Below are 26,043 nucleotides of genomic sequence, written 5' to 3'. Positions count from 1 at the left end.
GCCGGGGGTGTCCGGATCATCGCTGACCGGCTTCCCGGGCGACCGGACGGTCGTCCGATCGAGATAGTTCCTCCCATCTTCCCACCTCCCGCGGGCGGACCGCGCGCCACCCGTCCGCTTCGGGCCGCCCGGGGGCCCCGAAGCGGGCTGTCGCGAGGGGTCCCCGGGGCCCGCGGGACGGCTCCCGCGGTCGAGGTCGCACGGCAGGATGGCGAGCCATGATCCTCGAAAGCGCCCTGCTCGACGTGCTGCCCGGCCAGGAGGAGGAATTCCTCGCCGCCTTCACCGAGGCCCGCCCCCTGATCGCCGGCCGGCCCGGCTTCCGCTCGCTGGCCCTGCGCCGCTGCCTGGACGAGGGGCGCGGCTCCCGGTTCCTGCTCCAGGTGGAGTGGGAGAACCTCACCGACCACACCGAGGGATTCCGCCGCTCCCCCGAGTACCAGCGGTGGCGTGCGCTGCTGCACCACTTCTACCGGCCGTTCCCCGAGGTCGAGCACTACGGCGAGCCGCTGCTGCGGGCCTGACCGGCACCGGGCGCCCGTCGCGCCTCCACCGGGCGCCCAGCGCGCGCCCGCGCCGTGCCCGCGCCGTGCCCGCCCGGTTTGGGCCGGGCCCGTCCGCCCTGGTAGCGTTGGCCGCTGCACCTGGCCCCGGCATGCCCTCTCAGCTGCTCCAAGGGTCGCTGGTGCAAACCTCCCCAGCCTCCGGCCGGGGAACCCCCAGAACCGATTTCACAGACTGAGGCACTTTCGTGGCGAACATCAAGTCCCAGATCAAGCGCAACAAGACCAACGAGAAGGCGCGCCTGCGCAACAAGGCCGTCAAGTCCTCGCTGAAGACCGCTCTGCGCAAGGCCCGCGAGGCCGCTGCCGCCGGCGAGACCGAGAAGGCCACCGAGCTGGCCCGCGCCGCCTCCAAGGCGCTGGACAAGGCCGTGAGCAAGGGCGTCATCCACGCCAACCAGGCCGCCAACAAGAAGTCGGCCATCACCAAGCGCGTCAACACCGCCGTCCAGGCCTGACGCCTCGGGGCCGCACGACGGCCCCACCCCTCGGGACGCCCGGCCCTCTACCCGGAACCCCCGAGGCGCACAACAGACTTCGCACCGCACGCGGCCTGCGTTCGCCACGCGGGTGCGGTGCACAGAGAATGACCGAAAGTGGCAGCTCATAGGCCCCTTCACTACTGCCCGTCCGGTACACACCGGGCGGGCAGTACGCATTTTGTACACATGGCTCCGGACGGACCGCTACGCGGCGAGCGCAGTCCTGGCCGCCAGTGCGGCGGCGCGGCCCGTGTCGAGCGCGTTCGCCACCTCGTCGAGCCGGTCCGGGAACAGGTGCCCGTAGACGTCGAGTGTCATGGCCGCCGACTTGTGGCCGAGCATCTGCTGCACCACCTTGACGTCCGCGCCGGCCGCGATCGCCAGCGAGGCCGCGGTGTGCCGGAGCTTGTGCGGGGTGAGGCCGAGGCCGTCGAGCCCGGCCGCCTTGACCGCCGGATCGAAGACGGTCGAGCGGAACTCCCAGTAGCCCATCGGCTCGCCGTCGCGGCCGGTGAACAGCAGGGCATCCCGCCCCTTCCCCTTGAGCGCGTCCCGCAGATCGGCTACCAGCGAGCCGAGCAGCGGCACGGACCGCTTCTCGTGGTTCTTCACGTCCTTGAGCAGCAGCCCGCCGCCGCGCTTGCGGGTGTACGCCTGCACGATCCGCAGCCGCCGCGTGGACGCCTGCACCCGGCCGGCCTTGAGCGCCGACACCTCGCCCCACCGGATCCCGCAGTAGGCCAGCACGAGCAGCAGCAGCGCGTACTCGCCCGCGGCGGCGGCCAGCGCCTCGACCTGGTCGTGCGTGAGGTAGACGTGATCGTCGTCGTCCTCGTCCTGGGGAAGCTCATGGTCCACCGCCGGGCTGGTCGCGATCTTCCCCGTCCGCACGGCGTACTTCAGCACCATGCCGAACACCAGGTGGATCTTCGCGATCCGAGCCGGGGAGAGCGGCTTGCCCCGCTTGCCGGGGGCGTTGCACAGCTCGGTCAACCACTCCGAGACGTTCTCCCACCGGATCGAGGCGACCGGCCACGTCCCCCATTTCGGCAGGACGTAGAGGTCCAGCAGCTCGCGGTAGTCGTCCTTCGTGCGCTCCCCGGGCCGGCGGAGCGCCCCGAACCACCCGGCGGCCACGTCCGAGAAGAGGGTCCGGCCCTGCTTCGGGTCGCGGTAGGTGCCCTTGTCGAGCCGATCGAGCGTGTCCTGTTGGTGCTTCTCGGCGGCCGGCACCGTACCGAACGTCTTCGACTTCGAGGCGCCGTTCGGGTCGTACCAGCGGACCCGCCAGCGACCGGGCGCGGCCCGCTTACTGCCGGCCTTCTTCGCCGCACGCCACTTCTCCATGGCGGCTATGTAGTCCTTCTGGGTTGAGCGGTCCTCGATCCAGACCCTAGCCATCAGTCCTCCCGTAGACCGAAAGCGCCTGCGGAAGCAGCTGCGCCACCTCGTCCGAAATGGGACGTCGACCTGGCGGACGGCCAAACTGCTCATAGTCCAGGGTCGGCCTGAGGTCGGTGCCAGGATTCCCGCCAAGCCGGCCCCGCCCGTCGAGCCAGTCCCATGCCGCCGACGCCAGCACCTGGCCCGCACCCGTCACTTCGACGAGGACCCCCTCACGGTCATCCAATGGGAGCAGAAGCGACGAAGGGCTTACGTCCAGCGCTACTGCCAGCACAACAAGATCGTCGGCATCGACACGGCGCGTACCTGCCTCGACTCGGGAAACGCCAAGGGGCGGAATGGGCCTCCCCAGCTCAGCGGTCCGGTCCGCAAGCTCCTTCTTGGTGAGCCCCCGCGCTTCCCGGATGCGCGTCACGTTGCGACGCACGTGCTCGCCCGTGGGCCCGAGCAGGTCCTTCTTGTCGTCAGCCACAGCATCAGCCTCGCATCAAAATGATTCCCCTGCAATCCCTATTGCTACCTAACGCTCCATGGATCTACTCTTTGATGCGTCGACACATCAAAGTGATGCGTCAAGAGATCAAAGGGGATCGCCTTGTCTGATGACTGGCTGACTCCGAACGAGGTCGCAGAGCTGACGAAGCTCAGCGTTCAGACGCTGACCAACTACCGCTGGCAGGGCCGCGGTCCTGCCTTCCGCAAGCTCACCTCCGGCCGGAGCGGTCGGATCCGCTACCGGCGCCGCGACGTTGAGCGGTGGCTCGCCGGGGAGACCGCCAGCGCCGCCTGAAAAGCGTGTGGCCCCACCTGGATTGCCGTCCAGATAGGGCCCGAAGCACCCGACCATCCATCCCTGAACAGCCAAACGGCGGCGCGGGCTACCGACCCGTTGCGCCGCCGTGGAAGGGCTTCCCATGCACCGTACCGCCCGCCGCAGCGTGATCGCCACCAACACCGCCCCCGCGAGAGACGACCTGATGGCGCTCGCCGACGCCACCAGCGAGCCGAAGCCGACCGCGGAGGAGGTGATGGCACTCGTCGCCGCCACCCCCGACCCCCGCGCCACCACCCGCGTCGTCGCCGAAACGCTCCGCGCCCTCGACGGCGGCCCCCTCACCCCCGACGTCGTCCGCTACCTGCCCACGGACACCCTGCTCGACCGCGTCGGCCTCGACCTGCAGGAGATCGACCGCGCCGAACTGCCGGCCACCGTCCGCACCACCTACACCGGCATGCTGCTGCAGCCGATCGACGGCCGCCCGTACCTCCTCCTCCCGCGCGGCCAGGACGCCACCGAGCGCGACCACGTGGTCCGCACCCTCGTCTGGCGCCAGTACAACGACCCGGCCAACTCCGGCCAGCCGATCCACCTGCCCGGCAGCAAGGCCGAGTGCACCGTCCCCGGCTGCGCCAACAGCCACCTGCCCGACCCCGACTTCGACAGCCCGAACGTCAACCACTTCGGCACCGCGCACCACGCCGACGACGCCGACGGCCGCCACGTCATCGGCTCCTGGTTCGAGATCAACGCCGGCCAGACCCCGCACATCGAGGTCGAGACGTTCCCGACCCGCGTCGAGCTGGGCTCCCGTGACGCCCGCGCGTTCGCCGAGCAGCTGCGGCGCCTGGCCGCCGCGATCGAGCGCGACGCCGACACCGTCGAGGCGGCCGGCAAGTGAACCACCGCACCACCACCGAGGCCCCCGCCACCGCGGCGGGGGCCCTCGGGCCGTCCCCGTACGGCCTCAGCGATGCCGAGCAGGACGCCGAGGTCAACCGCCTCGTCGAACAGGGCTGGCAGCGCTGGGAGATCCGCCGCCGCTTCCCCGACCTTGATGCCACCCGGGAGGTCGAATGACCGACACCATCGACGCCCGGACCGGCCTCGAACTCGCCGTCGTCGGCACCGCCCTGCTCAACCCCGACCAGTACAAGCCCCTGGCCGAGGTCGTCAGCGCCGACATGCTCTCCCACTTCCCCGCGCGCGCCGTCTGGGAGCAGCTGGAGAAGCGCATCCCCGAGGGGCTGCCCGTCGACTACGCCTCACTCGGCGCCGCCCTCGGTGCCGCGGAGACCGGGCGTATCGGCGGCCCCGGCGTGTTCGCCCGGATCGGCGAGCACGGCCTTCCGGTCGCGGACTGGCAGGCTGACAAGCTGCGCGAGATGGCCCTGCGCGAGCACGCCCGCGTCGAGCTGGTGCGCGCGCTCGAACGCCTCAACGACGACGAGGACGTCCACGCCGCGATCGAGGCCGCCAACCAGCGAACCGCCCGACTCGTGGAACGCGCCGCCGCATCGGGGGTCGTGCCGCCGCAGTCCCGCCGCATCGTCCTCACCCCGGCCTCGGCGCTGCGGGCACGGCCGGTCCACTGGCTGTGGGACACCACCCCCGACGGGGCACCCCCGACCAGCCACGGCCGCATCCCCCTGTACAGCCTCGCGCTGGCCGCCGGCGGGCCCGGCCTCGGCAAGTCCCAGTGGGCCGTCTGGATGGCCGCCAGGATCACCACAGGCACCCTCCCCGGCCAGCTCCAGGGCAAGCCCCGCGCGGTCATCTACGCGGCCACGGAGGACTCGTGGACGCGCACCATCCTGCCGCGGCTCATCGCCTCCGGCGCCGACCTCGACCTCGTCTTCCGCATCGACGTCCAGGACGACGGCAAAGCCTCGGCCAGGCTCACCCTGCCCGTGGACACCGGCCGTCTCGGTGAGGCCGCCGAAGCCCACGGAGTCGCCCTGCTCGTCGCCGACCCGCTGCTGTCGCTCATCGACAGCAGCATCAACGACTACCGCGCCGCCGAGGTCCGCGAAGCCCTCGAACCGCTCGTCGCCGCCGCCGAACGGCACGGCTTCACCATCGTCGGCCTCGCCCACTTCACCAAGGCCGGCGGCTCCGACGTGCTGTCCCGCGTCGCCGGATCCGGCGCGTTCGGCCAGCTCATCCGCTCCCTGGTCGCATTCGCCCAGCAGGAGGACGACCAGGGCGACGCCGAGTTCGTCATGTCGCTGGAGAAGAACAACCTGGGCAGGCTCGGACTGCCGTCGTACAGCTACACGATCCAGCCGTTCACCGTGGCCACGGAGGAAGGCCCGGCGTACGTCTCGCGGTTCGTCCTCGGCGGGGAATCCAGCACCAGCGTCCGGGACGCCCTGCGCGCCGCCGACGGGCCTCCCAACGCCGATCGGGCGGAGCTGTCCGAGGCCGCCGCATGGCTGCGGGACTACCTCGAAGACCCCCAGCGCGGGGGCGAAGCCCCGCCGAAGGAGATCGAACAGGCCGCCCGTGCCGCCGGGATCACACCCACAGCGCTCCGCTCCGCGAAGGCCCGCCTCAAGGTCAGCAGCGTCAAGCCCAAGATCCTCAACGCCTCGTGGGTCTGGCGGCTGCCCGAAGTCGGCACCGAACCGTAGCCACCCTCCCCATACGCACCCCGCACCTTCTCATCTTCTCTCTGACCTGCTCTTTTAACCCCTCACCTTCTCCCTCATCTTCTCCGCATCTTCTCGCTCGACCCTCATCTTCTCCCCGAGAAGGTGCGGGGAAGGCGGGGGAGAAGGCGCGGAGAAGATGAGGGCACATAACCGCAGGTCAGACAGAAGATGTTGAAGATGCGGGCCCACGTAGCACGTACAGGCCCGGCACTCCGGGCCCCACCTTCAGGAGCCCCGTATGTCCACCCCCGAAGACCGCGTCACCGCGCTCATCGCCCAGGCCGCCGCCCGCCGCGCCGCCACCGCCGCCCGCCGCGCCCGACTCGCCGCCGCCCGACAAGCCGGCCTCGCCGCACGCCACCACCTCAAGCTCGCCCGCCTCCAGCAGCGCGAACAGCCCCCGGCAGGCACTACGGAACCGGAACCCCCCGACGCCGCCTGAACCCCAGCCCACCAGCCGTTGCGATACCGCAACGACCCCCCAGTCATCTCCGTTTGAGCAACAACCCCGCCGCCGCGCGGACCAGTCCAGGCCTTACGCGCGAGAGGAGCTCAACCCATGCCCGCCCCCATTCCCGAAGACCAGCGCGAGACCGTCCTCGACCTCGCACGCAGCGGTCACCCCCGCAACGAAGTCGCACGCCTCTCCGGCGTCTCCCCCGCCTCCGTGACACGGATCTGCTCGGCGGCCGGCGTCACCTTCGACCGCACCGCCACCGCCGCCGCGGTCGAGGCCCGCGTGATCGACATGAAGCAGGCTCGCAGCCTGCTCGCCTCCGGCCTGCTCGACGACATCGCCGAAGCCCGCCACCGACTCCACCGCGCCGGGAAGGCACGAGAGTTCTTCGACCTCGCCCGCTCCGTCGCCGTCCTCACCAACGCCCACGTCCGCATCGCCAGCGTGGACAGCACCGACCAGGGAGTCGAGGAAGCACGTTCCATGCTCGGCAACCTGATGGCCGGTCTCGCCAGCGTCTGGAACGAGCAGCAGGACGACCAGCAGCAGCCCGACGAAGGGACACCCCAGTGACCCCCCGAACCGACGTCGAGCGCCGCGTGCTGGCCCTGCTCGCCACCGCCGCCGACGGCCGCACCACCGACGTGGACGCCCTCCTCGACGACCTCACCCCGGACGACCTCGGGGACGTGGTCTACGGCCTCGCCAGCCTCGCCCTCGGGGTGCTCATGCCCCGCGGCAGCGACCGCCAGGACCCCGGCCAGCAGGCCCGCATCGCCAACGCCCTGCGCGCCGAACTGCTCCAGCGGTCGGCCGGCGAGTCCGCCGATGGACAGTGACGACCTGCTGCTGCCGGACGGCACGGTCCTGATCCCGCCAGACGTGGCACGAGAGCTCCTGCGACCACTGGTGGTCGGCCTCGCCGCCCGCTGCCGCGCCGACGGTACCCACCTCAGCCCCCGCACCGTCCGGCTGCTGCACGCACTCCACAACTCCGCCGAACACCAACCGTGTTCCGCCACCGGAACTCCCGACGCCGCCCCTACCAGTGTGGAACTGACCGCACCCGAGGCCGCGGAACTCCTGGCCTGCAGCCCCGAGTACGTGCGGCGCCTGGTCCGGGCCGGCCGAATCGTTGGCCGCCGCGCCGGCCCGGCCTGGCTCATCGACCCCGCGTCCCTCGACGCCTACCGCCACGGAGCAGCCCATGCCCACCCAGCCCCCGCAGAGCAGCGCTGACCGGCTCGCCGCCCGCGCCCGCGACGTCCTTCAGACCGCCGCCGGCCTCAACGACCCCGAGGCCACCGAGGACGCCCTACGCGAGGCCGCACGCCTGCGCATCGAGGCCCGCGAGGCCGCCACCGCCGAAACCCACGCCGTACACCAGCAGAACGAAGCCGCCGTCCACGCCGTCATCCAGGCCCGCCGAGAAGCACGGAGGAACCCGTGACCAACCAGACCCCCGACCAGATCACCGCCGCCGGAGACCAGGAAGCCGCCGAGGCCGAGCAGCTGCTCGCCGCCCTCGAAGACCGGGTCCGCGACGGAGACGACACCGTGACCGCCGAGCAGGTCGAGGAAGCACGCGGCCTCCGCCGGTTCGCCCAGCTCCGGCGCGAGGCCGCCCAGCGCAAGGCCGAGAGTGCCCGCAAGGCCCAGACGAACGCGGAGGCCGCGCGGCGCCGGGACGCCTTCCTCGCTACGGTCACCGACTGCACGCCCGAGGACATCGGGGCCGCGGCCAAGCGCGCCGAAGACGCGCTGTTCGAGCTCCTGGACCTGGTCGACCGGCGCAACCACGCGATCCAGGCCGCCATACCGCAGCTCGCCTCCCCGGTGTGCCACGAGTCCGACCTCGACGTCGGTAGCAGCTACCAGCACGAGACGGTCACCGTCGAGGGGACGGTGTATGCCCAGCTTGGCGGGAGGTCGGTCGCGGACCGCGCGCTCAACGAGGCGGCCAACCGGCTGATGCACGCCGACTTGGCCCGCCGGAGCAGCCGCGCCGCATGACCGAGCAGCAGAATGCGCCCGGCCGCCAGCGCGGCGGCCGGGCGTTTCGTCGTGTCGGGATCTCAGCAGAGTGCCCGGCCGGCCTCGATCACCGTGCTGATGTCGACCTTCAGCCCGTACCCCAGGTTCGGGTCATCGGCCCAGATCGGCTGCGGCTTCGGGTACTTGCTCTGAGCGAGCCCGTTCACGCCGTACTCGACATCGCCGGTCTCGAACGTCACCTGCTGGCCGGGCCGGCAGCGCAGCAGGCCCGACTCGACGGTGAACGGCCACGGCGTGAGCGTCCCCCGCGACACCGTACGGCTGTGCGCGGAACCCGCTGCCGCTGCTGGCGGCGGCACCGCAGCGCCGGCCGTCGCGGATGTTGAGGGCGTGGCCGGCGTGTACCGGGTGGCCGTCTCGGCGGCGGCCGGCACGGAAGCGTACTCATCGTCCGAATCGACGGCGGTCACCGCCCAGATCAGCCCTGCGGCCAGCGCCACCCCGCCGAGGATGTACAGGCCGCGCTTACCCTCCCGCAGGGCCTGCTCCTGCTCCTGCTCCTTCCGGAGTCTCTGGCGCTCGCTCAACTCCCACCGCACCTGCGGCGTCATGTCGTCCACGGTCCCTCCCCAATCGGGCGACAGCGTAGAGCGGTTGGAACTCGCCGGGCCAGCCGATCTCACCGCAGGTCTGCGTAGGCAAGAGAGCAACGCAGATCCGTGGAATCCCCCTCACCGCCTGCCCTGACCCGCCATCCTGGTGACTCACCCCAGCTGAGAGGGAGAACACCATGACGCTCAAGTTCCTCGGCAGCACCAGCGAGCACGGCGACTGTCCGACCCTGTACGAGATGGAGACCGGTGACCTCGTCGTCCAGGGCGAGGAGCTGACCGACCCGGACGACATCGCCCAGCTGCGCCACCTCAAGCCGGGCGAGACAGCAGTAGTCATTCCGCGCGCGCTGCTCATCCGGTTCGCACCGAAGGAGTAGAGCGTGCCCGAGATCATCCCGTTCGCTGAAGCCGGGCGCCTGTTCGCCGAGTTCGAGCACACGGCATTCCGCCTGGAGACCCGCCGCGGCTACGCCTCCGACCGCGCTGGCGCTCGCTTCCAAGCGTTCCTCAAGGGTGTGACGCCGGAGTACGAGCCTGACGTCTCTTGGAACGTCGGTGTCCGAGCCGCAGTGGCAGCCGGGCGTCGATTCGAGCGGGTCCGCATCGTCGATGATCCGCCCACCGACGGGCAGCGCTTCCTCCTCGCCTCCGGGCTGGGCAACGTCGAGGCTGGCGAGGACATCCGCAACCTCTGGCGCGCCGACGCAGACCGCCTCAACCTCCCAGAGTTCGACTTCTGGCTTTTCGACAGCAGGACGCTCGCCCGCTTCCACTTCGACGACGACGATCGGACACTCGGCGTCGAGCTGATCACGGACCCGGCCGACGTCGTCGCCGCGTGCCAGGCACGTGATGCTTCGTGGCACTACGCGGTCCCCACCGCCGAGTTCGCTGCGGCGGTAGCGTCCGGCGTGTGAGTACCGACTATCAACAGGGCCGAATCGCTCTCGGTGCGCGGCTCCGGGAGTTGCGTACCGAGGGCGGCCTCTCCGGCCGGGCCCTCGCCGGACAGCTCGGCTGGGTGCAGTCGAAGATCAGCAAGCTGGAGACCGGAAGGCAGACACCGAGCCCGGCGGACCTGGAGGCATGGGCTTCGGCAACCGGCAGACCAGGGTCCGCAGCGGAGCTACAGGCCCGGCTGCGCGGCCTGGAGACGCAGTACCGGTCATGGAACCGCCAATTGGCCGGCGGGCATCGTGAGCGCCAGGAGGCTGCGGTCCTGGAGACGCGCCGGACGGACGTCGTCCGCGCATTCGAGGCAGCCCGGATCCCCGGCATGCTCCAGACTGCCGAGTACGCACGCCACATGCTCGCGGCCGGCGCCGAGTTCATCGGCTCCCCCCGGGACACCGAGGATGCCGTCCGGGCCCGTATACGCCGCCAAGAGGCCCTTTACGAGCCCGGACGCCACTTCCGCTTCCTCCTCTGGGAAGCCGCCCTCTACGTGACGATCGGCTCGACCGAAGTCATGATCGCCCAGCTCGACCGGCTGGTCGGTCTACTCGGTCTCGACACCGTCGAACTCGGCATCATCCCGCTCGGGGCCCCGGCGCGCCGGACACCTGCTCACGGGTTCTGGATCTACGACGACCGCCTCGTGATCGTCGAGACGATCAACGCCGAGCTGTGGCTGGACAGTCCCACCGACATCGCGCTGTACAGCAGGGCATGGGACTGGCTTGCCGAGAGCGCTGTGACCGACCACCAGGCACACCGACTCATCGCCCGGGCACGGGCCTCGTTGACGCCCCGCTGAGGATCACCGAGCACGATCCGCGCCGATCGGAGAATCATCGAGGATCACGGCCCGATCCGAGAATCACCCCGCCCTACCGTGCTGAGTGCGGCAGATCACACCACCTCGGCGGTGTCCTCTGCCCGGCCCTGTTCAGCACGGCCAAGGGAGGACGAACGCATGGCCTTGACCAGCGATGAGGACTGGACCGTGAGCGTCGGGGACCTCCTGCCCCCGACGACCCGGCCGCCGGTGGCAGCACTGACCGAGGTCTGGCAGACCGTCCGCGGCCTCGACCTCGGGGCCCAACAGCACGCCGCCCTGAAGGCCCTCTTCGGCACTGGCGCCACGGAGTTCGTCGAGGCGGCGCTCGACGGCGGCCAGCTGGACTTCCCGGTCCAGCTGCCGGAGACGCGCATGACGATCCGGGTCCGCCGCGGCGACGGGCGCACCGCCCGGCAGAGGCACGCCGACCGGTTCCGGGTGGTGCAGGAGCCGCCGCGGGGACGAAATCCCGGGCTGTGGGTGGTGATGGACTCCACGACCGGCGAGCCGGTCCGTGAGAAGGGGCTCGTCCTGCGGTGGGGCATCGAGGCGAGCGCCCAGTCCTGGATCAGCCGCGAGGTTGCGCGCGGCGACTACCAGGGGAAGGCCGGCCATGCCGCTGTGCCGACCGCCCCCGTGCCGACCCCGCCCCTCGGGGTCTCCCGGTGAGCCTGGCCGGCGGCGAGCCGATGCCCGCGCCGGACACGTCCCGCGTCGAGGTAGGCCGGTGCGTCACCTGCCGCTCCTGGTCGTGGGGCTACTTCATCGTGGACCTCACCCCGTTCACCGCGCTCGTCCTGCACTGCGGAGACGAGGACGGGGTGGGCGGGCCGATTCCGCCCGGTCGCGACTCGCCGCAGCTGACGGCCGCCGCAGCGGTCTCGGTCGCGGCCGTCGTCGTGGTGTGCGTGCTGCTGCTGACCATCTGGCGCTGACCCGCCCACTCACCACGAGGGACTCACCTTGGGAATCTTCCGCAAGTCCACCCCACCCGCCGCCGCTGCCGTCGACCGCGCGGATGCGGCCGCCATCCAGGCCGAGATGGCCCGCTACTCGGTCGAGGACGGCGACGAAGGCGCCGCCAAGCACCGGCAACGCAAGGCCGTCCGGGCGGCGAGGGGCCTGCGCCTACCGGCCCGCGACGAGCCGGACTCCGACCGGGACTGACGATCGCCCCCTGCCCCTCCCCCGGCCGGTAGGAGAGCCGGTAGGGGACGGGTAGGCGGGTAGTCGTCGCAGGTCAGACGGCGCCTACTCGTCCACCTACCGCCCTTCCCGGCCGACGGGGGAGGGCCGTCCGATCCACGGGCGCCCGCACCTCGCGGTGGCCTCGATGCTGTCGAGGGCACCCTCGCCGCAGAGTTCCGTCCGCCAGCCGGATGGAACCGGTGGCGTCGGCCGGACCGACTCCACCCTGACGGGTACGCGTTGAGTGCGTCCCCCTGGGGGCGGAGCCCCGGTTCCGTCGGGAGGCACGACGAAACCCCTGATCACTTTCGCGTCGGCGCGAAGATCAGCACGGGCTGCCGACCCCGACGACACCCTTGCCGACCATAAGGGGGGTGCACACTGCGCACCCCCATTCTCTGCGGCCCCGAGCCCGCAAGGTCCCGGAGGGACCCAACGACTCGGGTCCTTCCGGGACCTCTGTGAGGGACAGCCTGTCCCTCACAACCGTTTCCGTCCGGGCAACGGTTCTTCCCGGAGTCGGGAAAATTGCAGGTCAGACCCCTGACTCGCCACCTGCGTAGTGCTCCGGACCACACCGGCCCGGAGCACCAACCGGGGGCGGGAGACCCACGGTTCACCGCCCGGTCAGCACACCCTCGGCCGCAGCGTCGGGAGCTTTTTCGGCGGTCCCCGAAGAAGCCCCCGCCGCACCGAACCGCCGGTAGTAGCGGGACGCGGTCGACTGACTCACCCCGCACCGGGCGGCCGCCGAGCGGGTGCTCAGCCCCCGCCGCCAAGCCCCCAGCAGCGCGCCCTCCCTACCCCGCGGCACCGGTCGTTGAGCCTGACTCGCCCCTGACTCGGCGAGCTCCGGCCCGCCCTGCCGGGGCATTACCGTCCGCCACACGAACGGGCCCGCCAGCGCCGCGCCGATGAGGTCAGCCACGCTGACACCACGCCCGACGGCCCCGCTCACCGGGCACCCTCCGCCCGCTGCAGCTCGGCCAGCCTGCGGGCCATGACCCGCAACTCGACCACCCGGCCGGCCAGCGCATCGGCGAGTGCGTACACCTCGCCGGGGTCGAGCCGGTGCCATCCCTCCAGGCCGAGCAGCACCCCCAGCTTCACACCGCGGTCGGACAGGTTGCTGCTGTACGGGTACTGGCACACGCCGGCGTCGAGCAGCTGCACGGTGCCGAGGGGCACGAACACGGTCAGCGCCGTCTCCGGCCCCTCGTGGGCGAGGTCGACCAGGTGCAGCCCGTCCTCGTGGACGCCGAGGCACCACGACGGGCACGGCACCGTCACCGGCCCCTGGTCGAGGGTGTTCACCGTCGCGGTGCGGCGCGCGCTCACAGGGCACCGTCCCCGAGGTCGTCGTACCGGCCGATGCGGGCGTCCAGGTGGACGGAGCACGGGCCGCCGGTCAGCCGGGCGAAGGCCCCGGCACCGACCAGGTCGAGCCCCTCGGCGTCCCACGGCGGGGTACGGCGCTCCAGCCGGGCGGCCAGCCGGTAGGCCACCGCGAGCAGGACGTCCCGCGGGTCGTCGACACTCAGGCCCATCGAGCGCATGAGCAGGTGCAGCGGACTGGTGGCCGCGTAGTCCGGCAGACGCCGCCGGGGGCCGGGAACGGCAGGGGTAGGGTCGTTCATCAGGTCGGACTCCCTGTCACTGAGGGGTCCGGCTCAGGCGCCGCCCGGTGGTCGCACACCGGGCGGCGCCGCCTCGTCTCGCAGTACACATTCAGTACACATGAGGCCGAGATAAGCCGGGATAGAAAGGGATAACGCGGGATTGCGTTTCCCCTGGTCAACCGGCCTATGGAGCTGTTTTTGCAGGTCAGCCAAGCGCCTCGAACACACGCGGCCTGCGTTCGCCACGCGGGTGCGGTGCACAGGGATTGACCGGAAGTACCTGCCCGCAGGACTTCCCACCACTGCCCGCCCGGTACACACCGGGCGGGCAGTCGGCGTTTCCGGGCCCCGGGCCGGCGGCCGGGCCGGGGCGGGAACCGGGTCGGCCCGGCGGCCGTCGCTTTCCTCGAACGGTCGCCCGGCCCGGCCGATAGGGTCGGGGCTCCGGCACCCACGTCGCAGGCCCGAGGGGGGCACACATTGGGGACACCGCCGCCGTCATCACCGTCACCGGCACCGTCGCCGCAGAACGGACCCGGCTTCGCCGGCTTCCCGCAGCAGCCGCCGGCGGCGCCGAACAGCCCGCCCGGCTTCGGACCGCCGCCCGGTCTCCCCAGCGCGCCCGGCGCACCAGGTGCACCGGGCGGACCGGGAACACCCACGGTGCCCGGCTCGGCGGTGGTGGGCGGCGCCCCCGCCCCGGGCGGCCGCCGGAGCGGCGGACTTCGGCGCAACGCGACCTGGGCGTTCGTCGGCGCGATCCTCGCCTCGGCCGTCTGGACCGGCACCGTGCTCGCGGTGCCCGGTCTGGTCGACGGCGGGTCCGCGGCGAAGAGCCTCCGCGGCTACCACGCGGTCGACCGGATCTGTGACGCTGGCAAGCTCACCGCGTTCCGCGGCAAGTACAAGATGGTGGACAACTACCCGCTGGAACACGTCGGCCGCACCGACTCCATGGACGTCATGCGCTGCTACGCGCTGATGAAGCGCACCCCGTCCGACAGCGAGACCACCGACTACGCCACCCTCGACATCCGGGCCGAACTGCACCGGGCCGTCGACTCCGCCCCGGAGTTCACCGCCCTGCGACAGTACTTCGAGCAGCAGAAGTACGAGATCACCCCCGTACCGGGCCTCGGCGAGGAGGCCTACCTCGCCTACGGTGACGAACCGACCAGCTCGGACAAGACCTTCCACGACATCAACTACTACCTGCAGGTCCGCGACGGCGGTATGACGTACTCGCTGTACTGGACGGACAACTACCAGGTCGGCAAGAACCACACCCTGGACCGGGAGACCGTGCGCAAGGCCATGCTCGACGACACCCGGGACATGCTCAAGGCGATCGGCGGCCCGTAGCCCCGGAGCGGGCTCAGTACGAGGGCTGCCGGGAACCGGCCCTGGCGGCCCTCGCCACGGCGACCACGGCACGCTCCAAGGCGAAGGCCGGGTCGTCGGAGCCGCCCTTGACGGCGGCGTCCGCCTGCGCGATCGCCGTCAGCGCCACGGCCACGCCGTCGCCCGTCCAGCCGCGCATCTGCTGGCGGACCCGCTCCACCTTCCACGGCGGCATGCCCAGCTCGCGGGCGAGGTCCCCCGGGCGCATGTTCCGCCCGGCCGTCGCCAGCCGCCCGATGCTCCGCACGCCGGACGCCAGCGCGTAGGTGATGCCGGTCGGCGGCTGGCCGACCGCCAGGGCCCAGCGCAGGCGCTCCAGCGCCTCGGCGGCCCGGCCGGTGACCGCCAGGTCCGCGACCTCGAAGCCGGTGGCCTCGGCCCGGCCGCTGTAGTAGCGGGCGACCACGGTCTCGTCGATGGTGCCCTCGACGTCGGAGGTCAGCTGGTTGCAGGCGGCCGCCAGCTCGCGCAGGTCGCTGCCGAGCGCGTCCAGCAGGGTCTGGCAGGCCTCCGGCGTCGCCGAGCGGCCGAGGGTCCGGAACTCGCCCTTCACGAAGGCCAGCCGCTCGCTCGCCTTGGCGAGCTTCGCGCAGGCCACCTCGCGGCCGCCGGCCTTGCGGCCCGCGTCCAGCAGGCCCTTGCCCTTGGCGCCGCCCGCGTGCACCAGGACCATGATCACTTCTTCGGCGGGGGCCTCGATGTACGCCTTGACCTCCTTGACGGAGTCGGCGGAGAGGTCCTGCGCGGCCCTGACCACGATGACCTTGCGCTCGGCGAAGAGCGAGGGAGTGGTGAGCTCGGCCAGGCTGCCGGGCTGCAGGCCACCGGGCGGGATGTCCCGCACATCGGTGTCCGGGTCGGCGGCCTTCGCCGCGGCCACCACCTGGGCCACCGCGCGGTCAAGCAGCAGCTCCTCCTGGCCGACCGCGAGGGTCAGCGGGGCGAGCAGGTCGTCGGGTGCACTCTTCCTGGCCATCGCCTACCAGCATCCCACGGGGCACGGACAGCTCCGGCCGCCCTGGAGAATGGACGGGTGACCGAAGACCCCACCGCCGACCCCACCACCGCGTCCGTCGCCGCGTCCGTCTCCGAGGCAGCCGACCTGCCGGACGACTTCGACCCGCACGCCCGGCAACTGCTCGTCCTGCCCGACCGCGATGCCGCCGAGGAGGCCGCCGAGGAGCTCGGCGCGGACCACCCCGACCTCGCCGAGCCGGAGATCGTCCGGGACGCCCTCGCCGGGGAGGACGACGCCGAGGACGCCCAGTGGCTGGTGGTCGTGGAACCCCCCGAGCACGGCTGGACCCCGGCCCTCCTCCACGCCCTCGACACCGTCGCCGCCTCCCACGACGGCTGGCGCGAGCAGCACTGACCCGCCCCCTCGTGCAGGGGTGCGTGGGAAGTCGGACGGGCCGACTTCCCACGCGGGGTGCTGGGTGGTTCCGGTTCGTCGGGCGCGCTCCGGTTCATCGCTCCCCGTTGCGCTCCGGGCCGGCCCGGAGCGCAACGGCATGCCCTTCCCCGGCCTCGGCCCCGCCTTCACCCAGGCCACACCTGCCGCTCCTGCTCCGGCTGCCTGTCCTCGCCGGGCCCGAGCGCGCCGCTCGGGCCCGGCGAGAAGAATCGTTTCTGCCGGGCCCGCCCCCGCCCCTCCTCCCCAACCCCAACCCCCAATTTCCCACCCCCACTCTCGGGGTCGGGGAGGAAGGCGGTGGTGGGGATCACCCGGGCGGCGCGCGGGGGCCGTGGCCCCCGCGCGCCGCCAACGCGGTGCCGGACGCTGCCGCCCGGGCAGCCCGGGGCCCGGACCGGCCGTGGCCGGGGCGCTCCCCGTGCGGGTGGACGGACGCGCCGAGGTCACCCGGACCGGTACCGGTCACCGCGATGTCGCCCACCCGGTCCGTACGCAGCACCGTGGCTCCCAGCGCCCTCAGCCGGTCCACCGTCCGCGGCGACGGATGGCCGTACGGGTTGCCCTCACCGCAGGAGATCAGAGCCAGCCGGGGGCTCAACTCCGCGGTCAGCGACCAGTCCTGATAGGCCGAGCCATGATGCGCCACCTTCAGCACGTCCACCTCGTTCTCCGTCCCGGCCGCCCTCAGCCGACTCAGCAACACTTCCTGGGCCGGCGGCTCCAGGTCGCCCAACAGGGCGAAACGCAGACCTCCCGCCACCGCCACCCTCAGCACGACACTCGCGTTGTTCGGACCTGACACCACCGAGGACTCCTCTCCGTCCGGCCACAGCACCTCCCACGAGACCCCCGGCCCCGCCGACCGCCGCTCACCAGGAGCGGCCCGCACCAGCGGAACCCCGGCCCGCGCCGCCCACTCCGCCACCCGGGCGGCCTCGCCCGGCGGATCGTCCACCGCCGTGCCCTCCACCGCCCCGACCCTCCGGCCGCGCAACACCCCCGGCAGCCCCTCGACGTGGTCCGCGTGGAAATGTGTCGCCAGGACGAGCGGCACCCGGTCGATCCCGAGATCACGCAGACAGCGGTCGGCCTCCTGCGGATCCGGCCCCGCGTCCACCACCACCGCGCTGTCCGGCGGCCCTCCGCCCTCGGGCGGCACCGGCAGCACCACCATGTCGCCCTGCCCCACGTCGCACATGACCAGCCGCCAGTCGGGCGGCGGCCAGCCGGTCGCGATCCGGGCCAGCGGCGGCGGCCGCAGCAGCACCGCCAGCAGGACCAGCAGCAGTGCTCCCGTCACCGCCGGGCGGATCCAGCCGCCCGGGGAGCGCCATCGGCGGGGCCCGGCGGAGCGCCCGGGCAGCAGCAACGGAACCGTCCAGCACAGTGCGGCCGTGCCGACGGCGAGGCTCACCGGGCCGAACCACCCGCCCGGCCAGGACAGTCGGCCGCCCGGGAGCTCGGCGCCGTGCCTGGCCACGGCGGCCAGCCAGCCGGTCGGCACCGCGGCGGGCTCGGCGAGGATCCGGGCCAGCGCCGGGGAGACCGGGTCGGCGATCAGGACCGCGAAGCCGAGCAGGGTCGCCGGGGCCACCGCCAGCTCGGCCAGCAGATTGCACGGGATCCCGACGAGACTGACGTGTCCGGAGAGGAGCACCGTCACCGGCGCGCAGAGCGCCTGGGCCGCGGCCGTCGCACCGACCGCGCCCGCGAGGTGCCGCGGCCAGCCCCGAGCCCGGAGGGCGTCCGCCCAACGCGGGCCGAGCACCAGCAGCCCGGCCGTGGCGAGCACCGACAGCAGGAATCCGAAGGAACGCGCCAGATACGGGTCGAGGAGGATCAGCAGCAGCGCCGTGCCGGCGAGCGCCGGAACCGCCCGGCGCGGACGGCCGGTGGCCAGCGCCAGCAGTCCGATCAGCCCGGTGCCCGCCGCTCTGAGCACGCTGGGCTCGGGGCGGCAGATCGTGACGAATGCCAGTGTGACGGCCGCCCCCACCAGCGCCGTGGTTCGCAGCGGGATCCCGAGCAGAGCGGCGAGTCCGCTCCGCTCGGCAGTCCCGGCACGCCCCGGGGCCCCGAGCAGCACCCCCAGCACGATCGCGAGGTTGGCCCCGCTGACCGCCACCAGGTGGGCCAGGTCGGTGTCCCGGAAGGCCTCCCGGAGGTCGTCCGGCAGCCGGGAGGTGTCTCCCACGACAAGGCCCGGGAGCAGTCCGCGCTCGTCCGGCGGCAGGCCGTCGGTGGCCGAGCGCAGGCCCGCCCGGAGCCGCCCGGCGATCCGCTGCGGGAGGCTCGGTGGCGCCGACGCCCGGGGCTCGCCGTGCGCGATCAGCAGTGCCGCAGACTCGTGGTCGCCCTCCCCCGGTGGCCGGACGGTCACCTCGGCCACCAGCCGGGCCGACGGCAGCAGGGGCTCCCAGGCGGCCACGTCCTCGCCGCGCACCAGGACGGTGACGGGTGTGCGGGTCCGGACGGTGTGCGGCCCCTGCTCGCCCGGCAGCAGGCCAGCGGGGACGGTGACGCGGTCCACGACCGCCTCCACGGTGAGCAGGCTCTGCCCGGCGCCGGACCCTCCGCCGCGGGACACCCGGACCCGCGGGTCCCCGGTGACGGTGAGGTCGACACCCACCTCCGGGGCCGGGCCGGCCGTCCGGGCCAGTTCGGGCAGAGGCCCCCGACGCAGATCGGCGGTGTGCAGGAGGGTGGAGGCTGCGGCGGCGGCCGCTGTGAGCAGGACGACCGCCGCGGTCACGGCGGCCGAGCGACCCCCGGCCGGACCGGTGAGCGCCCGGATCCCGAGGCCGAGGAGGAGCAGCCCGAGCAGTGCCGCCGCGCCCGCCGCCACCGCGAGGGCAGCGCCGTGGCCGGACCCCGGCCCGAGGACGCCGGCCGTCACCGCCCAGGCGGCCCCGGCGGGCAGCAGCAGTCGAAGGTCACCCGGTCGTGGTCCGGTGGAGGGGCCGGTGGCCGGCGCCGTGCCGGGCACGGGGGCGTGGACGGTGGCGATGACAGCACCTCCTTTCGTCGGAAGGAGCGAAGTGGCGAACGGCCCGTCAGAGGGTGAGCAGCGGCCGGAGTTCCGCGTAGATGCGCTCGCCCACGCCGCTCACCTGGCGGAGCTGGTCGAGTGAACGGAAGGCACCGCCGTGGGAGGCACGGAAGGCGATGATGCGCTGGGCGAGGGTCGGGCCGACGCCGGGGAGCGTGTCGAGCTGTTCGAGGGTCGCGCGATTCAGGCTGACCGGCTGCTTCGACGGACCTGCCGGGGGCGGTCCCGGGCCCGCTCCCGCAGCCGGCTGGGGGTTGGGCTCGCCGACGAGGATCTGTTCGCCGTCCGCCAGGACGCGGGCCAGGTTGAGGTTCCTGGTGTCCGTCCCCGGCAGCGGTCCGCCCGCCACCCGCAGCGCGTCCGCCACTCTGGAGCCGTTCGGCAGGGTGTGGACTCCCGGGGTGGCGACCCGGCCACCGATGTCGACCACCACGACGGCGGGAGCCCCACCGCCGGTGCCGCCTCCCGGAGGCCCGGGTCCGTCACCTGGCAGGCCCGCGCCGGGGGTCCCGGTCGGTGCCATCGGGCCGACGGCGACCGTCGGCACCTCGACCGGTTGCGGCCGTGCGAGCCAGAAGTGCTGGACGCCGTAGCCGACGGCGAGCAGCAGGAGGACGAGCAGGCCGACCGCCGCCCGGCGTTCGAGCATCTACGGATGCCCCGGCGTCAACGGCGAACCCGACGTCAACGGTGAACCCGGCGGCACCTCGCCCACCGCATCCACCACCGGGTCCGGAAGCACCGGTTCACCGCCCTCGTGCCCGGGCCCCGGCGGCGCGGCCTTGGCAACACCACCGTCGGCCGGTACGCCCGCCGCGCCCTCCGACGGACCCTCGACGGCACCGTCGTGCGGGCCGCTGTCCCCCCGGCCCGGCGGGGACGCCGTATACACCGAGGGCTCGGTGTCCGGCAGGTCGGCCGCCCCCGGCAGCAGGGCCGCCATCCGCAGGCGGGCGGTCTCGTGGGCTCGACGGATCTCGTGGCGCTTGCGTGCGCCGATGCGCAGGTTCGTCATGCGGAGCACGGTAGGAACCGGCCGAACAGCGCGCAGAATTTACGGAATTCCTGTGGAAAACCCGGGGGTTGTGGACAACCGAGCACACCCTCAGGAGTGAGCAGGGCCTGCCGGCATTGACGTTCGGGCCACCGCAGCCACCCTGTGCCCGGAGTCCGGTCCGCAGCTCCCCGCCGACAAAGGTCCCGGAAAACAGCCCGGGCAGGCCTCACCGGGGTGAGACCACCACCGCCAGCAGCCCCGGCCCGACATGTGCGCCGATCACCGCGCCCACCTCGGCCACATACAGTTCGCGCAGCCCCGGGATCCGCCCCCGCAGCCGCTCCGCCAGGGGCTCGGCCCGGTCCTCCGCCGCCAGGTGGTGGACGGCGATGTCGACCTCCCCCTCCCCCGCCCGCTCGACCGCGATCTCCTCCAGCCGGGCGATCGCCCGGGACGCCGTGCGCACCTTCTCCAGCGGCTCGATCCGCCCCCCGGCGAGGTGCAGCAGCGGCTTCACCGCCAGCGCCGAGCCCAGCAGCGCCCGCGCGGCGCCGATCCGCCCGCCCCGGCGCAGGTACTCCAGGGTGTCGACGTAGAAGAAGCCGCTGGTCCCGGCGGTCCGGCGCACCACGGCGGCCGCCGCCTCGTCGAGCTGCTGTCCGGCCTCGATCGCCTCGGCCGCCGCCAGCACCCCGTACCCGAGCGCCATGCCGACCAGTCGGCTGTCCACCACCCGCACCGGGACGGGGGACTCGGCGGCCGCCAGCCGGGCTGCCGCCACCGTCCCGGACAGCTCACCGGAGATGTGGACCGAGACGATGCCGCGTGCGCCGCTCTCGGCCGCCGCCCGGTAGGCGGCGCCGAAGGCCTCCGGGTTGGGTCGCGAGGTGGTCACGCGGTGCTTGCCGCGCAGTGCCTCGGCGACGTCCTTCGGGGAGATCTCGACGCCCTCCGCGCGCACCTCGTCGCCGACCGCGACGCTCAGCGGGACGATGGTGATCCGGTGCCGGTCGACGGCCTGCTGGGGCAGGTAGGCGGTGGAGTCGGTGACAAGGGCGAGGTCGGCGGGCATGAGGCGGAGGTTACTCCCAGCTCGGGCCGGTCGGCAGCATCCGGAGGCCGCTCAGCCGGCCGAGGGGCCGGTGGTGGGCTTGCGCAGCCGCTGCGCCAGCTTGGCCACCGGGTCGGCGAGGCCGAGGAGCTCCTCGGCGCTGGGCCGTCCGCCCCGTCCGTCCGTGAGCCCGCGCCGGGTGCCACCGGTCTCCCGCGCCGCACCCGCCGTACCAGCACCCGCCGCACCGACACCGGCGCCGGACCCACCCGAGTCCCCGGAAGCCGAAGCCGAGGCCGAAGCACCCGCACCCGCAGCCCCCGGCACGCTGTCCCAGTGCCGCAGCGCCCCCGCCTCGTCCTCGCACTCCCGGCTCAGCCGCCCCAGCTCGTCGGCCGCGAACCGGTGCATCCGGTCCTGCGCCGCCCATCGCATGGTCTCCGCCGAGTGCGTGATCCGCTCCGCCCGCTCCCGCAGCTCGGGCAGCTTCGCCGCGACCCGCCCGGCGTCCGGTTCGCGCTCCAGCATCCGCAGCTCGCCGTCCAGCTCCGCCGCGTGGGCGTCCAGCCGGCCCAGCAGCGCGAGCGCCTCGCCGAGCTGGCCGTCCTGGCCGACGGAGCCCTCCAGGACCCGCCGGGTGCCGTCCAGCGAGGTCCGCAGTCCCAGGCGGACGGCGGAGATCTGCCCCTGCGGACCGGTCTGGGTGTAGGACTTCGCCTTGAGCGTGACGTTCTCCACCGCCCGTCGGGCCTTGGCCTCCTGGCGTTCCACCTTCTCGCCGACCGCCCGGGCCGCCTTGATCAGGCCGATGACGACGAGCACCACCACCCCGAGCCCGAGGAGCAGGGCGACTCCGAGCAGTACCCCGAGAATCTCCATCACACGCCGCCTTCCGCCAGCCGAACCGGCCCCCACCGGGCCCAACGCGGGCCGGCCCACCGAGGGTTCCACCGTAGCCCCGGGAGCGGCCGGGCGGGCCACCGTTCAGGGGTGCCGGGCCCGAGTTCAGGGAAAGGTTCAGGGACGCATCGGGGGGAACCCCGACGTCCACCGCACCCCGAAGGCCCCGGAGCCCCCCGGAGAAAGCCCGAACCCCCCGGAGCCCCCCGGAACGCCGCAGGGCGGGCGCCCCCGAAGGAACGCCCGCCCCACCGAACAGATCAGCCTCAGCCTCAACCTCAGCCGGTGACGATGTTGACCAGCTTCGGCGCCCGCGCGATCACCTTGCGCACCTCGGCCCCGCCGATCGCCGCGACGACCGCCGGGTCGGCCAGCGCCAGCGCCTCCAGCTCGGCGTCCGAGATCGACGGCGCGACCTCCAGCCGGGCCTTGACCTTGCCCTTGATCTGGACGACGCAGGTCACCGACTCGTCGACGACGTACGCCGGGTCGGCCACCGGGTAGTCGGTGTGCGCCAGCGAGTCGCCGTGACCCAGTCGGCGCCACAGCTCCTCGGCGATGTGCGGGGCCAGCGGCGCGACCATCAGCACCACCTGCTCGGCCACCGAACGCGGCGTGGAGCCGCGCTTGACCAGGTAGTTGTTCAGCTCGATCGCCTTGGCCACCGCGGTGTTGAAGCGCAGCCCGGCCATGTCGGCGCGGACGCCGTCGACGGCCTTGTGCAGGGCGCGCAGCGTCGCCTCGTCCGGCTCCTCGTCCGTCACGACCAGTTCGCCGCTGGTCTCGGAGACGATGTTGCGCCACAGCCGCTGCAGGAAGCGGTAGGAGCCGACGACGGCGCGGGTGTCCCACGGGCGGGAGACGTCCAGCGGGCCCATCGACATCTCGTACAGGCGCAGCGTGTCGGCACCGTACTCGTCGGCGATCTCGTCGGGGGCGACGGCGTTCTTCAGGGACTTGCCCATCTTGCCGGCCTCGCGCTTGACCGGCTCGCCCTGCCAGAAGTACTGGCCGTCGCGCTCCTCGATCTCGGCGGCGGGCACCGGGAAGCCGCGCTCGTCGCGGTAGACGTCGGCGGTGATCATGCCCTGGTTGAACAGCTTGTGGAACGGCTCGACGGAGGAGACGTGTCCCAGGTCGTGCAGCACCTTGTGCCAGAAGCGGGCGTACAGCAGGTGCAGGACGGCGTGCTCGGCACCGCCGACGTACAGGTCGGCGCCGCCGCCGGGCTTCTGCTCGGTGGGGCCCAGCCAGTACTGCTCGTTGGCGGGGTCGACGACCTGCTCGCGGTTGGACGGGTCGATGTAGCGCAGCTCGTACCAGCAGGAGCCGGCCCAGTTGGGCATGGTGTTGGTCTCGCGGCGGTACGTCTTCACGCCGTCGCCCAGGTCCAGTTCGACGTTGACCCAGTCCTCGTTGCGGGACAGCGGGGTCTTCGGCGTGGAGGTGGAGTCGAACGGGTCGTAGGTGTGCGGCGAGTAGTCGTCGACCTGCGGCACCTCGACGGGCAGCATCGACTCGGGCAGCACGTGCATGACGCCGTCCTCGTCGTAGACGATCGGGAAGGGCTCGCCCCAGTACCGCTGGCGGCTGAACAGCCAGTCGCGCAGGCGGTAGTTGACGGTGCCCTCGCCGATGCCGCGGGCGGTCAGCCAGGTGGTGACGGCGGCCTTGGCCTCGACGACGCCCAGGCCGTTCAGCGAGATGCCGTCCTCGGTGCCCTCGGTGTGGGCCGAGTTGACGATGACGGAGTCGTAGGTGTCGAAGGCGTCGTCCCAGCCGGCCGGGTCCTCGCCGCGCCCGTCGGTGGGCTCGACGACGCAGCGCATCGGCAGTTCGAAGGCGCGCGCGAAGGCGAAGTCGCGGTGGTCGTGGGCGGGGACGGCCATGATGGCGCCGGTGCCGTAGCCCATCAGCACGTAGTCGGCGATGAAGACCGGGACGGGCTCGCCGCTGACGGGGTTGACGGCGTGGGCGCCGGTGAAGACGCCGGTCTTGACCTTGGCCTCGACCTGGCGCTCGACGTCGGACTTGGCGGCCGCGGCGGCGCGGTAGGCGGTGACGGCCTCGGCGGGTGTGGCGGCGCCACCGGTCCAGGCCTCGGGGGTGCCCTCGGGCCAAGCGGCGGGCACGATGGTGTCGACCAGGTCGTGCTCGGGCGCCAGCACCATGTAGGTGGCGCCGAACAGGGTGTCGGGGCGGGTGGTGAAGACGGTGATCTTCCGCTCGCCGACGGCGAAGTCGACCCGGGCGCCCTCGGAGCGGCCGATCCAGTTGCGCTGCTGCAGCTTGATCGCCTCGGGCCAGTCCAGCAGGTCCAGGTCGGAGATCAGCCGGTCGGAGTAGGCGGTGATCCGCATCATCCACTGGCGCAGGTTGGACTTGAAGACGGGGAAGTTGCCGCGCTCGGAGCGACCGTCGGCGGTGACCTCCTCGTTGGACAGCACGGTGCCCAGGCCGGGGCACCAGTTGACCGGCACCTCCTTGGCGTAGGCCAGCCGGTAGTCGCCCAGCACCTCTTCGCGCTCGGCGCCGCTCAGCGCGGCCCAGTCGCGGCCGCCGGGGACCTCGCGGGTGCCGTCCGCGAAGGCGGCGACCAGCTCGGAGATCGGGCGGGCCCGGTGGGCCTGCTCGTCGTACCAGGAGTTGAAGATCTGCAGGAAGATCCACTGCGTCCAGCGGTAGTACTCCGGGTCGATCGTGGCGATCGAGCGGCGCGGGTCGTGGCCCAGGCCCAGCCGGCGCAGCTGGTGGCGCATGTTGGCGATGTTCGCCTCGGTGGACACCCGCGGGTGGGTGCCGGTCTGCACGGCGTACTGCTCGGCGGGCAGGCCGAACGAGTCGTAGCCCAGGGTGTGCAGCACGTTGTAGCCGTTCATCCGCTGGTAGCGGGCGAACACGTCGGTGGCGATGTAGCCCAGCGGGTGGCCGACGTGCAGGCCCGCACCCGACGGGTACGGGAACATGTCCATGATGAAGCTGTGCGGCTTCGCGGCGACGTCGGCGGCGGCGGGATCGGCCAGGTCGCCGGCCGGGTTGGGGGCGTGGAACGTGCCCTCCTTCTCCCAGATGTCCTGCCAGCGGGACTCGATCTCCGCCGCCAGGGCGGCGCTGTACCGGAACGGCGCGGTCGCGGTGTCGGCCGCGCCGGACGCAGGGGTCGTCTCGCTCATGGTCCTTAAAGCTCCATCGATGTCAGTTGGCGAACCGGCGTTCAGGGCCGGCGACGTTGGCGGGGTGTCCGGACCGGGGCCCGGACGGTGCCGGGCGGTGAGCCGGGCGGAAAACAAAAAAGCCCCTCGCAGGAGGGGGTGCCACGCCGACTCCGGCTCCGCCCTGGGGCGTGGCCGGTCCTGGTCAGCGCGGCCGACTAAGGAGCAGGCGCGCGGTTCGCATGGGCTCAGGGTACCGCAAGGGGTCGGGCGCCTCCGGGGGAGACCACGGGCGCGCCCGTCAGGCGCCGGTCCCCGCCGGCACCTCCACCGCGGCACCGCCCGGCCCGGCGACCGCCGCCACGACCACCGCCGCCCCCGGTTCCCCCGACCCCGACTCCCCCGGCACCGACAGCCACACCGACGACCCGGGCACCGCCGACTCCGCCGATTCTGCCGATTCTGCCGAGCGGAACGCCGCGTCGATCCCGCGCAGCGCCCGCGCCACCCGCTCCGACTGCATCCCGGCGGCGAGCGCCCGCGCC

33 protein-coding genes are annotated in these 26,043 nt (G+C 72.8%); 20 read left to right on the top strand and 13 right to left on the bottom strand.

Translation table 11 applies throughout. From position 1 onward, the window contains the following. The first annotated feature begins 218 nt into the window (after window positions 1-218). Both BI06_RS19990 and rpsT read left to right on the top strand, forming a co-directional pair. Window positions 219-524 carry an antibiotic biosynthesis monooxygenase gene (locus BI06_RS19990; protein ID WP_030395757.1) on the top strand — a complete coding sequence of 102 codons (306 nt, stop codon included), beginning with the start codon at window positions 219-221 and terminating at the stop codon, window positions 522-524. A 227-nt stretch (window positions 525-751) separates the two neighbouring features. Continuing rightward, window positions 752-1,021: a 30S ribosomal protein S20 gene (gene rpsT / locus BI06_RS19985; protein ID WP_030309778.1), complete on the top strand. Its 270-nt coding sequence runs from the start codon at window positions 752-754 to the stop codon at window positions 1,019-1,021. A gap of 228 nt (window positions 1,022-1,249) precedes the next feature. Here the strand turns inward: rpsT and BI06_RS19980 are convergent, their stop codons facing one another. Both BI06_RS19980 and BI06_RS46535 read right to left on the bottom strand, forming a co-directional pair. Continuing rightward, window positions 1,250-2,446, bottom strand: a complete 1,197-nt coding sequence (locus BI06_RS19980; protein ID WP_082558591.1) for a tyrosine-type recombinase/integrase — start codon at window positions 2,444-2,446, stop codon at window positions 1,250-1,252. Then, window positions 2,439-2,921 (bottom strand): helix-turn-helix domain-containing protein, encoded by a 483-nt coding sequence (locus tag BI06_RS46535; protein WP_199523321.1) that lies wholly within the window; start codon window positions 2,919-2,921, stop codon window positions 2,439-2,441. Before BI06_RS46535 ends, BI06_RS19980 begins: the two co-directional genes overlap by 8 nt. 123 nt (window positions 2,922-3,044) lie before the next feature. Between BI06_RS46535 and BI06_RS19970 the strand changes: the two genes are divergently transcribed. The 10 genes from BI06_RS19970 to BI06_RS19925 all read left to right on the top strand — a co-directional run bounded on the left by BI06_RS19970 (window position 3,045) and on the right by BI06_RS19925 (window position 8,351). Next, window positions 3,045-3,239, top strand: a complete 195-nt coding sequence (locus BI06_RS19970; protein WP_233290230.1) for a helix-turn-helix domain-containing protein — start codon at window positions 3,045-3,047, stop codon at window positions 3,237-3,239. Between the two features lie 124 nt (window positions 3,240-3,363). Beyond that, complete coding sequence (locus BI06_RS19965; RefSeq protein ID WP_043470200.1) at window positions 3,364-4,128, top strand: hypothetical protein; 765 nt, start codon at window positions 3,364-3,366, stop codon at window positions 4,126-4,128. Continuing rightward, entirely contained in the window at window positions 4,125-4,307 is a 183-nt protein-coding gene (locus tag BI06_RS19960; RefSeq protein ID WP_043470197.1) for a hypothetical protein, read from the top strand. The genes BI06_RS19965 and BI06_RS19960 overlap by 4 nt, the downstream gene beginning before the upstream one ends. After that, a complete protein-coding gene (locus BI06_RS19955) occupies window positions 4,304-5,860 on the top strand; it encodes an AAA family ATPase (protein ID WP_051741451.1) in 1,557 nt (518 codons plus the stop codon). The genes BI06_RS19960 and BI06_RS19955 overlap by 4 nt, the downstream gene beginning before the upstream one ends. Window positions 5,861-6,119: 259 nt before the next feature. Beyond that, complete coding sequence (locus BI06_RS19950) at window positions 6,120-6,323, top strand: hypothetical protein (protein WP_043470194.1); 204 nt, start codon at window positions 6,120-6,122, stop codon at window positions 6,321-6,323. A gap of 117 nt (window positions 6,324-6,440) precedes the next feature. Then, the gene (locus BI06_RS19945; RefSeq protein WP_043470191.1) at window positions 6,441-6,911 is read left to right on the top strand and encodes a hypothetical protein; all 471 of its coding nucleotides are present in this window, start codon (window positions 6,441-6,443) and stop codon (window positions 6,909-6,911) included. Beyond that, window positions 6,908-7,177, top strand: coding sequence for a hypothetical protein (locus BI06_RS19940; protein WP_043470189.1), 270 nt, complete (start codon window positions 6,908-6,910; stop codon window positions 7,175-7,177). The genes BI06_RS19945 and BI06_RS19940 overlap by 4 nt, the downstream gene beginning before the upstream one ends. Beyond that, on the top strand, window positions 7,167-7,577 hold the full coding sequence (locus BI06_RS19935; protein ID WP_051741449.1) for a helix-turn-helix domain-containing protein: 411 nt from the start codon (window positions 7,167-7,169) through the stop codon (window positions 7,575-7,577). The genes BI06_RS19940 and BI06_RS19935 overlap by 11 nt, the downstream gene beginning before the upstream one ends. Continuing rightward, complete coding sequence (locus BI06_RS19930) at window positions 7,546-7,788, top strand: hypothetical protein (RefSeq protein WP_043470186.1); 243 nt, start codon at window positions 7,546-7,548, stop codon at window positions 7,786-7,788. The genes BI06_RS19935 and BI06_RS19930 overlap by 32 nt, the downstream gene beginning before the upstream one ends. Then, window positions 7,785-8,351: a hypothetical protein gene (locus tag BI06_RS19925; protein ID WP_043470183.1), complete on the top strand. Its 567-nt coding sequence runs from the start codon at window positions 7,785-7,787 to the stop codon at window positions 8,349-8,351. The genes BI06_RS19930 and BI06_RS19925 overlap by 4 nt, the downstream gene beginning before the upstream one ends. 62 nt (window positions 8,352-8,413) lie before the next feature. Here BI06_RS19925 and BI06_RS19920 read toward each other — a convergent pair whose 3' ends face one another. Next, a complete protein-coding gene (locus BI06_RS19920; protein ID WP_233290245.1) occupies window positions 8,414-8,944 on the bottom strand; it encodes a DUF2511 domain-containing protein in 531 nt (176 codons plus the stop codon). 179 nt (window positions 8,945-9,123) lie between these two features. On the opposite strand from BI06_RS19920, the gene BI06_RS19915 reads away from it, so the two are divergent. From BI06_RS19915 to BI06_RS19890, 6 genes are all read left to right on the top strand, one after another. Next, a complete protein-coding gene (locus tag BI06_RS19915) occupies window positions 9,124-9,324 on the top strand; it encodes a hypothetical protein (RefSeq protein ID WP_043470175.1) in 201 nt (66 codons plus the stop codon). 3 nt (window positions 9,325-9,327) lie between these two features. After that, window positions 9,328-9,864, top strand: coding sequence for a DUF6879 family protein (locus tag BI06_RS19910; RefSeq protein WP_043470172.1), 537 nt, complete (start codon window positions 9,328-9,330; stop codon window positions 9,862-9,864). Next, complete coding sequence (locus BI06_RS19905) at window positions 9,861-10,703, top strand: helix-turn-helix transcriptional regulator (RefSeq protein WP_043470170.1); 843 nt, start codon at window positions 9,861-9,863, stop codon at window positions 10,701-10,703. Before BI06_RS19910 ends, BI06_RS19905 begins: the two co-directional genes overlap by 4 nt. A gap of 159 nt (window positions 10,704-10,862) precedes the next feature. Next, a complete protein-coding gene (locus BI06_RS19900) occupies window positions 10,863-11,396 on the top strand; it encodes a hypothetical protein (protein ID WP_043470168.1) in 534 nt (177 codons plus the stop codon). Continuing rightward, window positions 11,393-11,662, top strand: coding sequence for a hypothetical protein (locus tag BI06_RS19895; RefSeq protein WP_043470165.1), 270 nt, complete (start codon window positions 11,393-11,395; stop codon window positions 11,660-11,662). The genes BI06_RS19900 and BI06_RS19895 overlap by 4 nt, the downstream gene beginning before the upstream one ends. A gap of 28 nt (window positions 11,663-11,690) precedes the next feature. Then, complete coding sequence (locus BI06_RS19890; protein ID WP_043470162.1) at window positions 11,691-11,894, top strand: hypothetical protein; 204 nt, start codon at window positions 11,691-11,693, stop codon at window positions 11,892-11,894. A gap of 975 nt (window positions 11,895-12,869) precedes the next feature. On the opposite strand, the gene BI06_RS19880 is transcribed toward BI06_RS19890, so the two are convergent. Both BI06_RS19880 and BI06_RS19875 read right to left on the bottom strand, forming a co-directional pair. Beyond that, window positions 12,870-13,253, bottom strand: coding sequence for a hypothetical protein (locus BI06_RS19880; RefSeq protein WP_043470156.1), 384 nt, complete (start codon window positions 13,251-13,253; stop codon window positions 12,870-12,872). Next, complete coding sequence (locus BI06_RS19875) at window positions 13,250-13,552, bottom strand: hypothetical protein (RefSeq protein ID WP_043470155.1); 303 nt, start codon at window positions 13,550-13,552, stop codon at window positions 13,250-13,252. Before BI06_RS19875 ends, BI06_RS19880 begins: the two co-directional genes overlap by 4 nt. Window positions 13,553-14,197: 645 nt before the next feature. Here BI06_RS19875 and BI06_RS19870 point away from each other — a divergent pair. Continuing rightward, complete coding sequence (locus tag BI06_RS19870; protein WP_043470153.1) at window positions 14,198-14,896, top strand: hypothetical protein; 699 nt, start codon at window positions 14,198-14,200, stop codon at window positions 14,894-14,896. A 13-nt stretch (window positions 14,897-14,909) separates the two neighbouring features. Here the strand turns inward: BI06_RS19870 and holA are convergent, their stop codons facing one another. Continuing rightward, window positions 14,910-15,911 carry a DNA polymerase III subunit delta gene (holA, locus tag BI06_RS19865; RefSeq protein WP_030395755.1) on the bottom strand — a complete coding sequence of 334 codons (1,002 nt, stop codon included), beginning with the start codon at window positions 15,909-15,911 and terminating at the stop codon, window positions 14,910-14,912. A gap of 159 nt (window positions 15,912-16,070) precedes the next feature. On the opposite strand from holA, the gene BI06_RS19860 reads away from it, so the two are divergent. Then, complete coding sequence (locus tag BI06_RS19860; protein WP_199523330.1) at window positions 16,071-16,307, top strand: hypothetical protein; 237 nt, start codon at window positions 16,071-16,073, stop codon at window positions 16,305-16,307. 349 nt (window positions 16,308-16,656) lie between these two features. Here BI06_RS19860 and BI06_RS19855 read toward each other — a convergent pair whose 3' ends face one another. From BI06_RS19855 to BI06_RS50960, 7 genes are all read right to left on the bottom strand, one after another. After that, entirely contained in the window at window positions 16,657-19,335 is a 2,679-nt protein-coding gene (locus BI06_RS19855; RefSeq protein WP_063795002.1) for a ComEC/Rec2 family competence protein, read from the bottom strand. Between the two features lie 67 nt (window positions 19,336-19,402). Continuing rightward, complete coding sequence (locus BI06_RS19850; protein ID WP_043470151.1) at window positions 19,403-20,047, bottom strand: ComEA family DNA-binding protein; 645 nt, start codon at window positions 20,045-20,047, stop codon at window positions 19,403-19,405. After that, window positions 20,048-20,413 (bottom strand): hypothetical protein, encoded by a 366-nt coding sequence (locus BI06_RS19845; RefSeq protein ID WP_043470148.1) that lies wholly within the window; start codon window positions 20,411-20,413, stop codon window positions 20,048-20,050. It abuts the gene before it with no gap. Window positions 20,414-20,621: 208 nt separating this feature from the next. Continuing rightward, window positions 20,622-21,467 (bottom strand): DegV family protein, encoded by an 846-nt coding sequence (locus BI06_RS19840; protein ID WP_043470145.1) that lies wholly within the window; start codon window positions 21,465-21,467, stop codon window positions 20,622-20,624. Window positions 21,468-21,518: 51 nt separating this feature from the next. Further along, window positions 21,519-22,325 (bottom strand): hypothetical protein, encoded by an 807-nt coding sequence (locus BI06_RS19835; protein WP_043470143.1) that lies wholly within the window; start codon window positions 22,323-22,325, stop codon window positions 21,519-21,521. 299 nt (window positions 22,326-22,624) lie between these two features. Beyond that, window positions 22,625-25,519, bottom strand: coding sequence for a leucine--tRNA ligase (leuS, locus tag BI06_RS19830; RefSeq protein ID WP_043470140.1), 2,895 nt, complete (start codon window positions 25,517-25,519; stop codon window positions 22,625-22,627). 280 nt (window positions 25,520-25,799) lie between these two features. Then, window positions 25,800-26,043 (bottom strand): hypothetical protein (locus BI06_RS50960; protein ID WP_199523320.1); only part of this gene is annotated, 244 nt, incomplete at its 5' end.

Origin of the sequence: Kitasatospora sp. MBT66 (assembly GCF_000710405.2) — a bacterium.
In the GTDB taxonomy this organism is placed as follows: Bacteria; Actinomycetota; Actinomycetes; order Streptomycetales; family Streptomycetaceae; genus Kitasatospora; species Kitasatospora purpeofusca.
The sequence above is the reverse complement of the archived record's forward strand: the minus strand, read 5'-3'. Positions and strand labels throughout refer to the sequence as shown.

Bases quoted from the DNA above. Each gene is read 5' to 3' on its own strand.
- BI06_RS19990 (WP_030395757.1), top strand. From the start codon at position 219: ATGATCCTCGAAAGCGCCCTGCTCGACGTGCTGCCCGGCCAGGAGGAG.
- BI06_RS19980 (WP_082558591.1), bottom strand. From the start codon at position 2,446: ATGGCTAGGGTCTGGATCGAGGACCGCTCAACCCAGAAGGACTACATA.
- BI06_RS19965 (WP_043470200.1), top strand. From the start codon at position 3,364: ATGCACCGTACCGCCCGCCGCAGCGTGATCGCCACCAACACCGCCCCC.
- BI06_RS19955 (WP_051741451.1), top strand. From the start codon at position 4,304: ATGACCGACACCATCGACGCCCGGACCGGCCTCGAACTCGCCGTCGTC.
- BI06_RS19950 (WP_043470194.1), top strand. From the start codon at position 6,120: ATGTCCACCCCCGAAGACCGCGTCACCGCGCTCATCGCCCAGGCCGCC.
- BI06_RS19945 (WP_043470191.1), top strand. From the start codon at position 6,441: ATGCCCGCCCCCATTCCCGAAGACCAGCGCGAGACCGTCCTCGACCTC.
- BI06_RS19935 (WP_051741449.1), top strand. From the start codon at position 7,167: ATGGACAGTGACGACCTGCTGCTGCCGGACGGCACGGTCCTGATCCCG.
- BI06_RS19930 (WP_043470186.1), top strand. From the start codon at position 7,546: ATGCCCACCCAGCCCCCGCAGAGCAGCGCTGACCGGCTCGCCGCCCGC.
- BI06_RS19920 (WP_233290245.1), bottom strand. From the start codon at position 8,944: ATGACGCCGCAGGTGCGGTGGGAGTTGAGCGAGCGCCAGAGACTCCGG.
- BI06_RS19915 (WP_043470175.1), top strand. From the start codon at position 9,124: ATGACGCTCAAGTTCCTCGGCAGCACCAGCGAGCACGGCGACTGTCCG.
- BI06_RS19900 (WP_043470168.1), top strand. From the start codon at position 10,863: ATGGCCTTGACCAGCGATGAGGACTGGACCGTGAGCGTCGGGGACCTC.
- BI06_RS19875 (WP_043470155.1), bottom strand. From the start codon at position 13,552: ATGAACGACCCTACCCCTGCCGTTCCCGGCCCCCGGCGGCGTCTGCCG.
- holA (WP_030395755.1), bottom strand. From the start codon at position 15,911: ATGGCCAGGAAGAGTGCACCCGACGACCTGCTCGCCCCGCTGACCCTC.
- BI06_RS19850 (WP_043470151.1), bottom strand. From the start codon at position 20,047: ATGCTCGAACGCCGGGCGGCGGTCGGCCTGCTCGTCCTCCTGCTGCTC.
- BI06_RS19845 (WP_043470148.1), bottom strand. From the start codon at position 20,413: ATGACGAACCTGCGCATCGGCGCACGCAAGCGCCACGAGATCCGTCGA.
- BI06_RS19840 (WP_043470145.1), bottom strand. From the start codon at position 21,467: ATGCCCGCCGACCTCGCCCTTGTCACCGACTCCACCGCCTACCTGCCC.
- BI06_RS19835 (WP_043470143.1), bottom strand. From the start codon at position 22,325: ATGGAGATTCTCGGGGTACTGCTCGGAGTCGCCCTGCTCCTCGGGCTC.
- leuS (WP_043470140.1), bottom strand. From the start codon at position 25,519: ATGAGCGAGACGACCCCTGCGTCCGGCGCGGCCGACACCGCGACCGCG.